10 protein-coding genes are annotated in these 13,214 nt (G+C 35.8%); 6 read left to right on the forward strand and 4 right to left on the reverse strand.

The genetic code is table 11. The features are described 5' to 3' along the window. Positions 1 to 2 precede the first annotated feature (2 nt). Complete coding sequence (locus ILYOP_RS03820; RefSeq protein ID WP_013387204.1) at positions 3 to 902, reverse strand: DUF2156 domain-containing protein; 900 nt, start codon at positions 900 to 902, stop codon at positions 3 to 5. A 133-nt stretch (positions 903 to 1,035) separates the two neighbouring features. On the opposite strand from ILYOP_RS03820, the gene ILYOP_RS03825 reads away from it, so the two are divergent. The 5 genes from ILYOP_RS03825 to ILYOP_RS03845 all read left to right on the forward strand — a co-directional run bounded on the left by ILYOP_RS03825 (position 1,036) and on the right by ILYOP_RS03845 (position 8,779). Further along, positions 1,036 to 2,004 (forward strand): type I phosphomannose isomerase catalytic subunit, encoded by a 969-nt coding sequence (locus ILYOP_RS03825; RefSeq protein ID WP_013387205.1) that lies wholly within the window; start codon positions 1,036 to 1,038, stop codon positions 2,002 to 2,004. A gap of 12 nt (positions 2,005 to 2,016) precedes the next feature. After that, a complete protein-coding gene (locus ILYOP_RS03830) occupies positions 2,017 to 2,739 on the forward strand; it encodes a GntR family transcriptional regulator (protein WP_013387206.1) in 723 nt (240 codons plus the stop codon). A gap of 220 nt (positions 2,740 to 2,959) precedes the next feature. Continuing rightward, positions 2,960 to 4,891 carry a PTS 2-O-a-mannosyl-D-glycerate transporter subunit IIABC gene (mngA, locus tag ILYOP_RS03835; protein ID WP_013387207.1) on the forward strand — a complete coding sequence of 644 codons (1,932 nt, stop codon included), beginning with the start codon at positions 2,960 to 2,962 and terminating at the stop codon, positions 4,889 to 4,891. A gap of 32 nt (positions 4,892 to 4,923) precedes the next feature. Then, positions 4,924 to 7,560 carry a mannosylglycerate hydrolase gene (gene mngB, locus ILYOP_RS03840; protein WP_013387208.1) on the forward strand — a complete coding sequence of 879 codons (2,637 nt, stop codon included), beginning with the start codon at positions 4,924 to 4,926 and terminating at the stop codon, positions 7,558 to 7,560. Between the two features lie 70 nt (positions 7,561 to 7,630). Continuing rightward, on the forward strand, positions 7,631 to 8,779 hold the full coding sequence (locus ILYOP_RS03845; protein WP_013387209.1) for a glycerate kinase: 1,149 nt from the start codon (positions 7,631 to 7,633) through the stop codon (positions 8,777 to 8,779). 63 nt (positions 8,780 to 8,842) lie between these two features. On the opposite strand, the gene ILYOP_RS03850 is transcribed toward ILYOP_RS03845, so the two are convergent. From ILYOP_RS03850 to ILYOP_RS03860, 3 genes are read right to left on the reverse strand one after another with little or no spacing between them, the layout of a single operon-like run. Then, positions 8,843 to 9,274 (reverse strand): GNAT family N-acetyltransferase, encoded by a 432-nt coding sequence (locus ILYOP_RS03850; protein WP_013387210.1) that lies wholly within the window; start codon positions 9,272 to 9,274, stop codon positions 8,843 to 8,845. Between the two features lie 2 nt (positions 9,275 to 9,276). Further along, complete coding sequence (locus tag ILYOP_RS03855) at positions 9,277 to 11,154, reverse strand: DUF2207 domain-containing protein (RefSeq protein ID WP_013387211.1); 1,878 nt, start codon at positions 11,152 to 11,154, stop codon at positions 9,277 to 9,279. Beyond that, positions 11,135 to 11,680, reverse strand: coding sequence for a LemA family protein (locus tag ILYOP_RS03860; RefSeq protein WP_013387212.1), 546 nt, complete (start codon positions 11,678 to 11,680; stop codon positions 11,135 to 11,137). The genes ILYOP_RS03855 and ILYOP_RS03860 overlap by 20 nt, the downstream gene beginning before the upstream one ends. A 245-nt stretch (positions 11,681 to 11,925) precedes the next feature. Between ILYOP_RS03860 and ILYOP_RS03865 the strand changes: the two genes are divergently transcribed. Further along, positions 11,926 to 13,203 (forward strand): YihY/virulence factor BrkB family protein, encoded by a 1,278-nt coding sequence (locus tag ILYOP_RS03865; RefSeq protein ID WP_013387213.1) that lies wholly within the window; start codon positions 11,926 to 11,928, stop codon positions 13,201 to 13,203. The last annotated feature ends 11 nt before the right edge of the window (positions 13,204 to 13,214 follow it).

The following is a 13,214-nucleotide window of genomic DNA, read 5'->3' on the forward strand; positions in this document are numbered from 1 at the left end:
TTTTAACATTTTTTGACTGATTTTTCAATTTTGAGATCTTTTTCACCTGTAATTATATATTTTTTTAATAACATTGCAGGGTTGTAGGATTCTTTTGCTTTTTTGATTCCGTCTATACCTAGATCCTCCTCTCTGTTTACATATTCTAGATGTGAAAATTCTTTTTTTAGAAAAATTTTGTTCATCTCCTGATATACTCCTTGGTATTTTATATCTCCTTTTTCTATATGTATGAGCCCTGTATTTGGTGTAATCTCTTCTCCTATGGAAAAAGCGACTATATCTCCCTGCACCCTAAGAAGTCCCCCCTTGAGATAAAGAGATTCATAATTTTCAAAGATTTCTCTTATCCCAAGGCTTTCTTTGTCTAGCCCCTTATAGATACTGCATTCTCTGTCTTGACACCATTTGTCTTCAAAGTCCATTACCTCTTTTATATTTGTACTGTCTATTTTTTCATATGAAAAATCATATATTTTTTCAAATCTGTTTACCTGGTTTTTTTTATTGTGAAATTTTCTTCCTTTTAACTCTATAAGTTTTTCCACCTTATAAAGGTAATCAAATCTGTCTCTTTCCTCTTGAAATGAAAAGTAATCTTCAAGAAGTATTCTCACTCCCTCAGGAACAGCACGTATCACTGTATTGACTTTTAAGAGCTCTGATATTTGTTTTTTTATTTTTCTGAAATCCCCATGTTTAGGTAGCGGGATATAATAAAATTCACTTTTATCTTCAGTTCCTTTTATATATAATATATCGTCATTGATTTTGTATTTTAGATTTTTTCCTATTCTCCATATAAAAAGGTTTGTAAAGGTAAGGTCACCTGTCTGAAACCTTCCTAGTAAAAATTCATTGAGTCTTTCTCTGTCGTCTAACTCGATATTTTTCCATTCCATGCAACCACCTCTTGTTTATATAGATTAGATTTTAAGAAGGTTTTCCTTTTTACCCAAATGAGGAAATAAAAAGAATCTTGTATAGACAAGCCGACTGAATTTAAGTATAATAGAATTAAAAAGGAGGGATAAAATGTATCCGTTAAAATTTAAAAAATGTTTTATCGAAAAAATATGGGGGGGAAGAGCCTTTGAAAGCGTCCTCGATATAAAGCTTCCTGAAAATAAAAAAATAGGTGAGTTGTGGGAAGTAAGTTCTCATAAAAACGGGATGTCTTATGTTGAAAATGGAGATTTAGCAGGTAAAAGCCTCGAAGAACTAATGGAGAGTTCAGGTGAAGAACTTCTAGGAAAAGAAGTCTATAACAGGTTTAAGGGAAAATTTCCTGTTCTTATAAAGTATCTTGATGTAAATGACAGACTTTCTGTACAGGTTCATCCTAGTGACGAATACGCCCTGAGAGTAGAAAAAGAATTCGGTAAGTCTGAAGCTTGGTATATAATAGATGCCAGCCCTGATGCCAAACTTATAATGGGACTTAAGGAAGGAATGACAAAAGAAGAGTTTACAGAAAAAGCCAAGGCTGGAAACTTTGAAGATATGTTTAATATAATATCAGTAAATAAAGGTGACTGCATCTATGTGAAACCAGGTCTAGTTCATGCAAGTCTAGAGGGGTCTGTAGTGATCTGTGAAGTTCAGCAAAATTCAGACACCACGTACAGAATATATGACTTTGACAGGGTGACAGACGGAAAGAAGAGAGAACTTCATATAGACAAGGCAGCAGATGTTATAAATTTTGATGAACATCCAGAGATAACCACTGTAGATACCAGAAAAAGTATCAGACTAGAAGGGGCAGTGAAGGAAGAGGTAGTTAGATGCCAGTACTTTAATATTGACAGACTTCAAGTAGAAGGAGTCTATGATGACCAGGTGAGTCCGAGTTTTAGAGTATACTCCATCCTTGAGGGCGAGGGTAAGATTGTTCACTCTGGAAAAGAGTATTCTGCTAAAAAGGGGGATACATATTTTATTCCGGCAGGACTAGATGTGAGTATAGAGGGAAAATTGGATATACTGAAATCCTTTCTGTAAAGGGGGAAAATAATGCTAACAAAACATGAAGAGATAGAAAAATTTATATTAAATGGAGTAATTAAAGGAAATTACAAACCCGATGAGAAGGTGCCTTCGGAAAATCAGCTGGCTGAAAGTTTTTCTGTAAGCAGGATGACAGCCAGAAAAGCCCTTGATACCCTGGTAACCAAGGGTTATTTATACAAGATCAAGGGTAAGGGAACCTATGTAAAAGACAGGGAGAACAGGGATATAATCTATCTAGACGAGATGATAGGTTTTACGAAAAGGGTAAGGAGAACAGGAAAAGTTCCACGAACAGACGTAAAAGCCTTTGAACTAATAAAGCCAAGTGAAGATATAGCAGCTAGGCTTGGAATTACAACTAAAGATGATGTGTATTATATCGAAAGAATCCGTAATATAGATAATGAGCCCGTTATTTTAGAGGTGACTTATATGCCTGCTTATATATCTCCTGATCTCACAATAGATCATGTACAAAAGTCAAAATATGATTACCTAAGAGCAAAAGGGCACCGGATAGAAGAGATGGTCAAAGAATATATCCCGGTAATTCCTGAATCTAAAGTAAGGGAGGATCTTTCTTTAGATAAAAATATGACTGTATTTAAAATAGAACTTATTTCTATATTAGAGGACAGGAGTATATTTGAGTATACTAAATTGTACTATAATCAAAATAAATACAGATTTCTTCAGATAACAAAAAACACCGGAAAGAGTTTTTAATCTTCTGGTGTTTTTTTCTGAAAATCAAAAAATCTTAAAATTTTTTAAAATATATATTGACAAATAAAGAAATAGAATATATCATTGTGTTAACAAAGCAAACTAGTAGAACGGAAAGAGGTCATTTTTTTTAACAATGATTGTTGTATATACAACTAACTGAAGCAATATTTTTTTAAGCCTTTACCTTGTATATACATGTAAAAATAAGGAGGAGACCATGGATTTAAGAAAGTTAACAAATGAGAATCTGATATTTTTGAACTCTGATTTTAAAAACAAAAAAGAGATACTGGATGTTTTTATCCAAAAACTTTATGACGAGGGTAAAATAACATCAAAGGAAGAATTCTATTCTGCAGTTATGGAGAGAGAGGCTATAGGGGCAACAGGGATAGGAGAGGGATTGGCTATTCCTCATGGTAAATCAGATGCAGTAAAAGAGGCATCATTTGTAGTTGCAACTCTTAATAATGAAATGGAATGGGAAACCCTAGATGAGGAACCTGTAAATCTTGTAATTTTACTGGCTATACCAAAATCTGAAGAAGGAAGCACTCATGTTGACCTGCTGGCCAAGCTTACTACAAAGTTAGCAGATGATGACTTTAGAGAAGAACTGGTAAAATCAAAAGACCAAAAAGAATTTATAGATAAACTTAACATAGGTGAAGATACAGAAAAGTCAGAAGAAGTAATGGCTGAGGATGCCAAGACAATAGTAGCAGTAACAGCCTGTCCTGCAGGAATAGCTCATACTTATATGGCAGCAGAGGCCTTAGAAAAGGCGGGTAGAAAGCTAGGAGTAAGAGTAAAGGTAGAAAAACAAGGGGCAATGGGTATAGAGGACAGGATAACAGATGAAGATCTAAATAATGCTCATGCAGCTATATTTGCTGTGGAAGTAGCAGTAAAAGAAGCAGAAAGATTTGACGGAATTCCTGCAGTGGAAACTGCAGTAGCAGATCCTCTAAAAAGAGCAGAAGGGATAATAAAAGAAGCTCTAGAAGCTGGAAAAGATGGTAGAACTGCAGCGAAAAGAACTTCTACTCCTAGAAAAGAGATGTCAGCAGGAGAAGAGGCTAAGAAAGCACTTCTAAACGGGATATCACATATAGTTCCTCTAATCGTAGCAGGAGGTACTGTACTTGCAATAGCAGTTCTTATAAAGGAGATATTTGGTCTTCAGGAACTTTATGGTCAGGAAGGATCTTGGCTATGGATGTATAGAAAACTTTCAGGTGGAATGTTAGGAACACTAATGGTTCCTGTACTAGCAGCTTATGTGTCTTTCTCTTTAGCAGATAAACCTGGACTTGGGCCTGGATTTGCAGCTGGACTTGCAGCTAATCTCATCAGTAGTGGATTCCTAGGCGGTATCGCAGGAGGTTTCATCGCAGGTTACACAATGAAATGGGTTAAGAAAAACGTAAGAGGTCCTCAGCATTTAAACGGATTCTTTACTTTCTATCTTTACCCTGTAATTGGTACATTGGTAGCAGGTTCACTTATGTTGTTCGTAGTAGGAAAGCCTGTGGCGGCTCTGAATACTGGTCTTACAAATTACCTTAACGGTCTGTCTGGTGGAAACGCTATGCTTCTAGGAGCAATAATCGGAGCAATGGTTTCATTTGACCTTGGGGGACCTGTAAACAAGGCAGCTTACGCATTCTGTGTAGGATCTATGGCAAACGGAAACTTTATGCCTTATGCAACATTTGCTTCTTGTAAAATGGTATCGGCTTTCACAACAACTTTAGCTACAAAACTCAGGCCACATCTTTATTCTGAAGAGGAGATTCAGTGCGGAAACTCAACTTGGATTTTAGGATTAGCAGGAATCACAGAGGGAGCTATCCCACTTATGATAGAAGATCCATTTAGAGTTATTCCTTCATTTGTAGTAGGAACTGCAGTTACAGGTGCTATGGTAGCATCAACAGGAATAGGACTACAGGTTCCTGGAGCTGGAATAATCTCTATGTTTGTATTAGAAGCTGGAAAACTATCAAAATTAACAGAGGCTGGAATATGGCTAGGTGCAGCTTTAGTTGGTACAGCAATATCCACTGTGGTTTTGACAGTTTTAAGAAGTAAAAAGCATAAATTATTGAAACAGCAAGCACACATGGAAAATGCTCACACAATATAAGCACATTTGTCTAAAAAAGAAGGAGAGTAATTATGAAAAAATATAAAGTACACGTAGTTCCCCATATGCACTGGGACAGAGAATGGTACTTCACAACAGAAGAATCAAGAATCCTACTCTTAAACAACATGGAGGAAATACTTGAAAGGCTTGAAACTGATCCCCAGTATAAGTATTATGTACTAGACGGTCAGACAGCTGTACTGGAAGATTATTTTGCCATAAAACCTGAAAATAAAGATAGAATCAAAGCTCTTGTACAGGCTGGAAAGCTGATTATAGGTCCGTGGTATTCTCAGACAGATTCTATAATTGTAAACGGAGAATCTATAACCAGAAATCTTTTATATGGAATAAAAGACTGTAAAGAGTTTGGACCTCATATGTCGATCGGTTATATCCCTGATTCTTTTGGACAAAGTGAGCAGCTTCCACAGATATTCAATGGTTTCAATATTGATAAAAGTATGTTCTGGAGAGGGTGTTCTGAGAGACACGGAACTGATAAAACTGAGTTTTACTGGGAAAGTCTTGAGGGAAGTAAGGTATTAAACCAGGTAATGCCACTAGGGTACGCCATAGGTAAATACCTTCCTACAGATAAAGAGGGCCTTAAAAAGAGACTAGATACTTACCTAAAGGTACTAGAGCACGGAGCAACTGGAGAAGCCCTTATTTTACCAAACGGACACGATCAGATGCCTCTTCAAAAAAATATATTTGAGGTAATGGATACTCTAAATGAGATGTATCCCCAACATGAATTTTTTATGAGTAACTTTGATGAAGTATATAAAGATATTGAAAAAAATGCAGACCAACTAGACACAATCAGAGGGGAATTCATAGATGGAAAGTATATGAGGGTTCATAGATCAATCTCATCTACTAGAATGGATATAAAAGATATTCATGCAAAACTTGAGTACAGAATTACCAATGTACTTGAGCCCCTCGCCGCTGTTGCAAGCAGTCTTGGGTTTGAATATCATCACGGTCTTATAGAGCATATCTGGAAACTTATCATGAAAAACCATGCCCATGACAGTATCGGATGCTGCTGCAGTGACAAGGTTCACAGAGAGATTTTAGAAAGATTTGTCTTGGCCAGCGATAAGGTAGAGAGTCTTATCATTCATTATAAGAGAAAGATAGCAGATCATTCACCGGCAAAAGACGGTGCAGACAAACTTGTAGTATATAACCTTCTTCCTAATAAAGTAAAGAGAGTTGTAGACGCAACTGTAAGAATAAGATCCAATGATTTTAGTTTAAAGGATTATGAAGGAAATAATGTAAAATATAATGTGATTTCAAAGAAGGAGATCGATCCTGGTCTAATTGACAGACAGATCGTTCACTATGGTGTATATGAGCCGTTTTTAGAATATGAGATTCAGTTTGAAGCTGCTGTCCCTGCAATGGGATATGAGACATTGTATATATCCAAAGTTGATGCCGAAAACAGTCCAGTAAAGCCAGAAGCTAAGGAAACACTTGAGAATGAGTTTTATACAGTGAGCTTCAATAAAAATGGTACAATCAACTTGGAAGATAAAGAACTAGACAGAGAGTATAAAAACTTGCTTCTTCTAGAAGAGGGATCAGATGACGGAGATGAGTATGACTACTCACCCCTTAGACCTGAAGAAGAGATGATCATAACCAATGAAAGTGTAAAAGCTGATATAGATGTATTTAGCCTTGGACTTGAAGAAAAAGCCGTAATAAAATACAGACTTGATCTGCCTCAAAATCTCGAGGACAGAAAGAAGAAGATCATCAACTCATATAACGACTTTGAAATAGAAGTATCTCTAAAAAAAGGTCAAAAGAGAGTAGATGTAAAAGTAACTATAGATAATAATGTCTCAGATCACAGATTGAGAATGCATCTGCCTACTCCTTATAAGTCATCTATCTCAGTTGCTGACCAGCATTTCGGATCTATAGAGAGACCTGTACATGACGCTGCTATGGAAGTATGGGAAAAAGAGAAGTGGAAAGAGATGCCTGTAAGTATCTATTCTATGATGAGTCTAGTGGGACTTCATAACAATGAAGAAGGACTTGCAGTTCTTACCAAAGGACTGAGAGAGTATGAGGTAATAGGTGAAGGCTATGATACCATTGCAATCACTCTTATGAGAGGTATAGGGGTTCTTGGTAAGGAGGAGTTATACTACAGACCAGGAAGACCTTCTGGGATAAAGCTACCTACACCAGACTCTCAAATGCTTGGAAAACAAAGTTATGAGCTTTCTTTATACACTCACAAGGGACCTACATTAGAAGGAGAAACATTTAAAGCCGCTAAGGACTATACGACATCTTATGACATCTATAATAAGATTCCTTACGATGCTATGAAACTAAACCTTGAAGACTTCAAACTGCCTTTAAGCTACAGCCTGTTTGAAGCAGAAGGCAAAGCAGAGCTAAGTGCAGTAAAAATGTCTGAAAACAATGAGTATCTTGTAGTCAGAATTTTCAACCCTTACAGAGACAGAGAAATTGACGAGACTCTTATATTTAACAGAGAGTTTAAAGAGGTTAAGGCAGGAAACTTAAATGAAGAGGTCATAGGAGAGCTGTCTTATGACGGAAACAAAGTGAAGATAGAAAAACTAAAACCTTGCCAAGCTAGAACTATATTATTAAAACTATAAAAGAAGGGCAGCTTAAAGGCTGCCCTTTTGCCAATAAAATCAGGTTAAATATAAACTAGGAGGAGATAAAATGAAAGTCGTTGTAGCGATAGATTCATTTAAAGGAAGCCTTAGCTCACTTGAACTTGGACTGCTTATAGAAAAAGGAGTAAAAAAAGTATATAAAAATGCAGAAGTAAAAAAAGTTCCCATAGCAGATGGTGGAGAGGGGACAGTAGAAGCCCTTGTAGAGGGAACAAATGGAAAATTTGTAGACATAAAAGTACACGATCCTCTCATGAGAGTTATTGATGCAAGATACGGGATAATGGGAAATAATGTGGCTGTTATAGAAATGGCTGAGGCCTCTGGACTGCCCCTTTTAAAACCTGAGGAAAGAGATCTAAGAAAAGCTACAACATATGGTACAGGGGAACTTATAAAAGATGCCGTTGAAAAAGGATGTAGAGAGTTTATCATCGGTATAGGGGGAAGTGCCACAAATGATGCAGGTCTTGGAATGATGCAGGCCCTTGGATATAAATTTATGGATAAAGATGGAGAAGTTCTTGGTTACGGTGGAGAAATAATGGAAAAAGTCGCCGAGATAGATTCTAGAGGAGCTATAGAGGGTCTTGATAAGTGTAAATTTAATATAGCTTGTGACGTGGATAATCCTTTCTATGGGCCTAGAGGCGCTGCTCATGTATATAGCAGACAAAAGGGGGCCGATGATGAAATGGTGGAGTATTTAGACTCATCCCTTCAAAAGCTGGCCTTGACTCTGAAGGAAAAGACATGTAAAGATATAGCAGAAATACCTGGAGCAGGAGCAGCAGGAGGTCTAGGAGGAGGATTTGTAGCCTTCTTAGACGGGGAACTGAAGCCTGGGATAGATATAATTCTTCAGGAAGTTGGACTTGCTGAGAGTATAGAGGGCGCCGACTTTGTAATAACCGGTGAAGGGAAAATAGACTTCCAGTCTATTATGGGTAAGGCCCCTATGGGTGTATCCAAACTTTCTAGAGAAAAGGGGATTCCTGTCATCGCAATCGCAGGATGTGTAGCAGATGATGCAGGAGCTATGCATGATCATGGTTTAGATGCCTTCTTCTCCACGATCAATTACCCTGTCTCTCTCGAAGATGCAATGGATAAGGAAAGAGCCGGTATTTTTGTAGAAAAGAATATAGAAGAAATATTCAGACTTGTAAAAATCTGTGAAAAAAAGTTCAGCTAAGTCATAGAAATACTGATACAGGCTCCTTTGATATAGAGCTCTATATCAAAGGAGCCTGTTTGCTTATGAATTAATTTTTTTATTGAGGAAATATCTTTTAACTCCGTCTGGATATCCTTCTAAGATGCCGAATATTTTATAGCCATTACTTTGGTAAAAGCTAGGTGCCTGGAAGCTGAATGTATCTAAATGAATGAAATTACATTTTTTTGAAGCTGCAATCTCTTCTGCTTTTTTTAACATTTTAGATCCGTATCCATGTTTTCTAAGACTTTCTTCAACCCATAAAATATCAATAAACAGACAGGATCTGTAAAATTTTCCGATAAGTCCACCATATATTTTTTTATCGTCTCCTCTCAGAGTAATGCCAAGTTTTTCAAAAATTGGGCCATCTTTTACAGGAGCTCTTTCTAAATTATGCTGAATAAGTTTATCCTCTATAAACTCGGCCTCTTCTTCTTTCATATCTAAATCTATTGTAAACTTTGTCATAGTTACCAGCTTCCGCCGCCACCGCCTCCTGAACCTCCTCCAGAAGAACCACCGCTAGAAGAAGATGACCCAGGTCTTGAGCTCATTGTGTTTCCTATAGAGTTGACAGATTGATTTATCTCTCGTATAAAGGAATGAGTGGTAAATCCCCTATACCCCCTATACCAACGAGGTGGTTTGCTAGCGATACCGTCAAATTTGTCCGCCCATACATTTGTAACTCCAAGAACTATTGCATAAGGTAGTATGTTGTAATAGTATTGAGGATTTTTCTTTACCAGTGTTTCCAATCGGTTCTTTTCGGCATGTATCAAAAAGTTTCTAAATCCTTTTAATTTCCCCAAAACTTCGGTACTGTATTCTGTCCTTTTAAGGGTGAATTCTGCAAGGATAAATGAAATAATAAAAATTATCGCTTTTATAACAAACTCAACTATGTTGAAGACAATACTTAAATTTGCTATTCTGAATATATTAAAGGACACAAATAATATAACTAAAAATGGTATTATATTCATTATTTTTCTTGAGAGCCTTAGTTTCATATCCTCTCTTTTAACTTCGAAATTCATAATGAATTTAACAGTTTTTTCTGTCACACCGTAAATTAATAAGGAGATGGCTCCTGCAAATGGAATACTGATATAGAGGTCTCCGGTGAGAAGATAAAATCTGGTGTAACTTTCCAAAAATACAGGAAGTATTGCCAGTACCTTCATAAAAGCAGAAAGATTTTTACTATTATTTGTATATAACGTCTGAGTCTTAAGAGACTTATGTTTTTTTATGATGCTTTTTACCTTATTTGTAATTTTATAAAAATTATTTCTAAGAGATGATAGTTTTACCTTTTCACCGTCACCATATTTATAAAATAATTCGTTGAACATCATTGTCTCATAATAAGGTGCATCTCTTCTGTCTTTTAGTTTTATAAAAGTATAATCCTTTCCTAACAACATCTTTATCATGCCATTGGTTTCTTCCTCTTCTATTTCAATATAACCTTTTTCAGCCCAATAAAATAAAAGTGAAGTAACATCTTTGGTATCTACCGATCCGTCTATCATGTATCCAGCTTCTGCTGGAGTAATACCTTCTGGAGGATAAAACTCAACTGACTCGATGATTTTTTTGTCTCTTCCGAAAAAGAACCATACAAATGAAATGATTGTGAGAAATAAAATTCCGGCCCATTTTTTTAAATAGTAAAGTACATCTAGAGGCCCATTGAATTTAGAGGTATTTCTGTAGTACCCTTCTGGGAGGGGAAGAGCTATTGTCAAAGCTTCTCTAGGACCTAAAGGTTTCAGAGTCTCTCCACTTATGGTGTTTTTCTCTATACGATAGTCTATACCAGAGCTGTCTGTGCTTCCTCTGATTCCAGATGTAAAGTTTACCTTGCTTTTGTCAAAATCTGACGGCATCTCTATGGTAAATTTAACTTTTTTTATGGTTGTATCCCATCTGTCCCCTATAATATTGTGATAAAATTCATCCATTTTTTTATTGCCGTCATCTCCTACAGTATAGTCATAGGAAATAATATATTTTTTCTCTCCTAAAACAAATCTATAGGGGTCTCCTATTTTTATTCGGGTATTACTTCCAGAACGTAGCTTTTTGAAAGGTGATCCCTTTACTGCTATGTTGTCAATTTTTACATTTTTCCCATTATAGGTAGATGGAATATCCCGGTAGATTCCGTGTCTCTCTGTGTCAAAATTTACAAGTAGTTCTTCTTGGATATTATAGCTGTTATTTTCATTTACCTTTATGTCTACAATATAATTTTCTATTGTAAAGTATTCCTGTCCATAGGCTCCTATAGACAAAACCAGTAGTAGCACAAGGATGTATTTAAAACTTGACCTGAACATTTGATCTCTCCTTTTCATCTGTAATTTCAAAATACTCTTTTTGTGTAAAAGAGAATATCTTTGCTATAATCAGGCTTGGAAAGGTTTCACACTTTGTGTTAAAGGACCTCACCACACCGTTATAATATTTTCTAGACTGAAGAATATCTCCCTCTATAGTTTCGAGCTGTCCCTGAAGTTTCATAAAGTTACCGTTAGCCTTTAGATCAGGATAGCTTTCAGACAGTGCAAAGATAGTTTTTAGTGCCCCTGTGAGTTCTCCTTCCATCTTTTGACGGTCTTTGAGATTCCCCGCATTCATAGCCATATTTCTTTTTTCTATGACATTTTCAAGGGTCTTACTTTCATGGGTGGCATATCCCTTTACCGTCTCTACCAGATTTGGTATAAGATCGTATCTTTTCTTTAAATAGACATCCATTGTTGAAAATGCCTCTTCTACAATATTCTGTAGCTGAACAAAACCGTTGTAGCTCATTGTAGTATAAATTCCTGCGATTAACATAATCGCTGCAAAAAGAATCATATTTTTCCTCCCCTTCATAATCACTTAATTTCATGATACCATAACCAAAGCCGCGAAACAATGCACATCTAATTTTTCAGATTTTGATTTTTCCACAATATTTTAAATTATGAAAATCTATTGGTATTCAAAAAAATTGTTCAAAAGATTATATTTTATGTTTCAACTCTATTTTACCCCATTTAATCCCAATGTTAAAAGGTTTTTTATATTTGCAAGAGTATATCAATTATGAGGTGGTTTTCATGAAGTTCATCAACAATCTAAGAAGTATTTACAGTAATATAATGAATGAAAGTCTTTATACATATGATTCTAGTAAGAAAAAGGCGGCCTCACTGGTGAGAATGGTTGTTTTCACTGCAGAAAATTACAAAAAAACCCGTTCAAATTTATGGGCATCTTCGATATCCTATTATGCCCTCCTATCTATAGTTCCCATTCTAGCAATAGCTTTTAGTATAGCCAAGGGACTAGGAGTAGAAGAGTTAATAAGAAATGAGATTTTAAAAAATTCTCCTCTTCAGGAGGATGCTCTGGAAAAACTTATTCTCTTTTCTGAAAAATTAATGTCTAGTGCCAAAGGCGGAGTACTTGCAGGAGTAGGATTTGTATTTTTGGGCTGGTCGGTAATAAAGATTTTTACTCTAATAGAAAAATCCTTTAATGAAATATGGGGAGTAAAAAGACAGCGAAGTATAATCAGAAAATTTACAGACTATTTTTCCATAGTTCTTATGTTTCCAATGGTTTTACTGCTTTCAAACGGTGTAATTACGACACTTCAGATGCATTTTATAAGTGAGGGGTCTCCTTTGTTTTTTATAATACACTGGATACCTTATTTGCTGTTAATATCCTTTTTCACTTTGCTTTACCTTATTATTCCTAATACAAAGGTTAATTTTTCCCATGCTCTGTTGGCAGGGCTAGTTGTGGGGATACTTTTTCAAGGGCTTCAGCTTTCCATGATAAAATTTCAGGTTATACTTTTAAACTACAACAAGGTATACGGAAGTTTTTCAGTGATACCCATATTTATGATTTGGCAGAAGATAGTCTGGATAATAATAATTTTAGGTGCTCATCTGTCTTTTATACTTCAAAACTCTTATAAGTTCAGCTATACAATAGCAGGAGTAAATTTAACTTTTGCTTCTAAACGGGATATACTATTTATTATATGTCATGTTATGGCAAAAAATTATCAAGAGGAAGGACCCTCCTTAACAGCGGACTTCATAGCTGAAAAACTTTCTATAGCCACAGGAACAATAAGTGAGATGCTAGAGATTCTTCTTCAGTTAGACATTGTTGTCGAGCTTTTTTCTCCTGTTGAGGACAGGGAGTTCAAACTAAAAAAGAATATAAACACTTTTACAGTAAAGGAGTTTGTAGACCTTCTTGAAAACTATGGATTTATTCAAAATATTCAGGGTGATGAGGAGATTATGTCTACAGTTACAAATTTTCATAAAATTTACCGAGGAAATAAATTGGAGACACTTATCAAAGATGTTTAGCAGGAGGTTAT

The organism is Ilyobacter polytropus DSM 2926 (genome assembly GCF_000165505.1).
Lineage (GTDB): Bacteria > Fusobacteriota > Fusobacteriia > Fusobacteriales > Fusobacteriaceae > Ilyobacter > Ilyobacter polytropus.

What these genes read in the sequence shown, in the direction of transcription:
- ILYOP_RS03850 (WP_013387210.1), bottom strand. Translation starts at nt 9,274, where the DNA reads ATGACAAAGTTTACAATAGATTTAGATATGAAAGAAGAAGAGGCCGAG.
- mngA (WP_013387207.1), top strand. Translation starts at nt 2,960, where the DNA reads ATGGATTTAAGAAAGTTAACAAATGAGAATCTGATATTTTTGAACTCT.
- ILYOP_RS03865 (WP_013387213.1), top strand. Translation starts at nt 11,926, where the DNA reads ATGAAGTTCATCAACAATCTAAGAAGTATTTACAGTAATATAATGAAT.
- ILYOP_RS03855 (WP_013387211.1), bottom strand. Translation starts at nt 11,154, where the DNA reads ATGTTCAGGTCAAGTTTTAAATACATCCTTGTGCTACTACTGGTTTTG.
- ILYOP_RS03860 (WP_013387212.1), bottom strand. Translation starts at nt 11,680, where the DNA reads ATGATTCTTTTTGCAGCGATTATGTTAATCGCAGGAATTTATACTACA.
- mngB (WP_013387208.1), top strand. Translation starts at nt 4,924, where the DNA reads ATGAAAAAATATAAAGTACACGTAGTTCCCCATATGCACTGGGACAGA.
- ILYOP_RS03820 (WP_013387204.1), bottom strand. Translation starts at nt 902, where the DNA reads ATGGAATGGAAAAATATCGAGTTAGACGACAGAGAAAGACTCAATGAA.
- ILYOP_RS03845 (WP_013387209.1), top strand. Translation starts at nt 7,631, where the DNA reads ATGAAAGTCGTTGTAGCGATAGATTCATTTAAAGGAAGCCTTAGCTCA.
- ILYOP_RS03830 (WP_013387206.1), top strand. Translation starts at nt 2,017, where the DNA reads ATGCTAACAAAACATGAAGAGATAGAAAAATTTATATTAAATGGAGTA.
- ILYOP_RS03825 (WP_013387205.1), top strand. Translation starts at nt 1,036, where the DNA reads ATGTATCCGTTAAAATTTAAAAAATGTTTTATCGAAAAAATATGGGGG.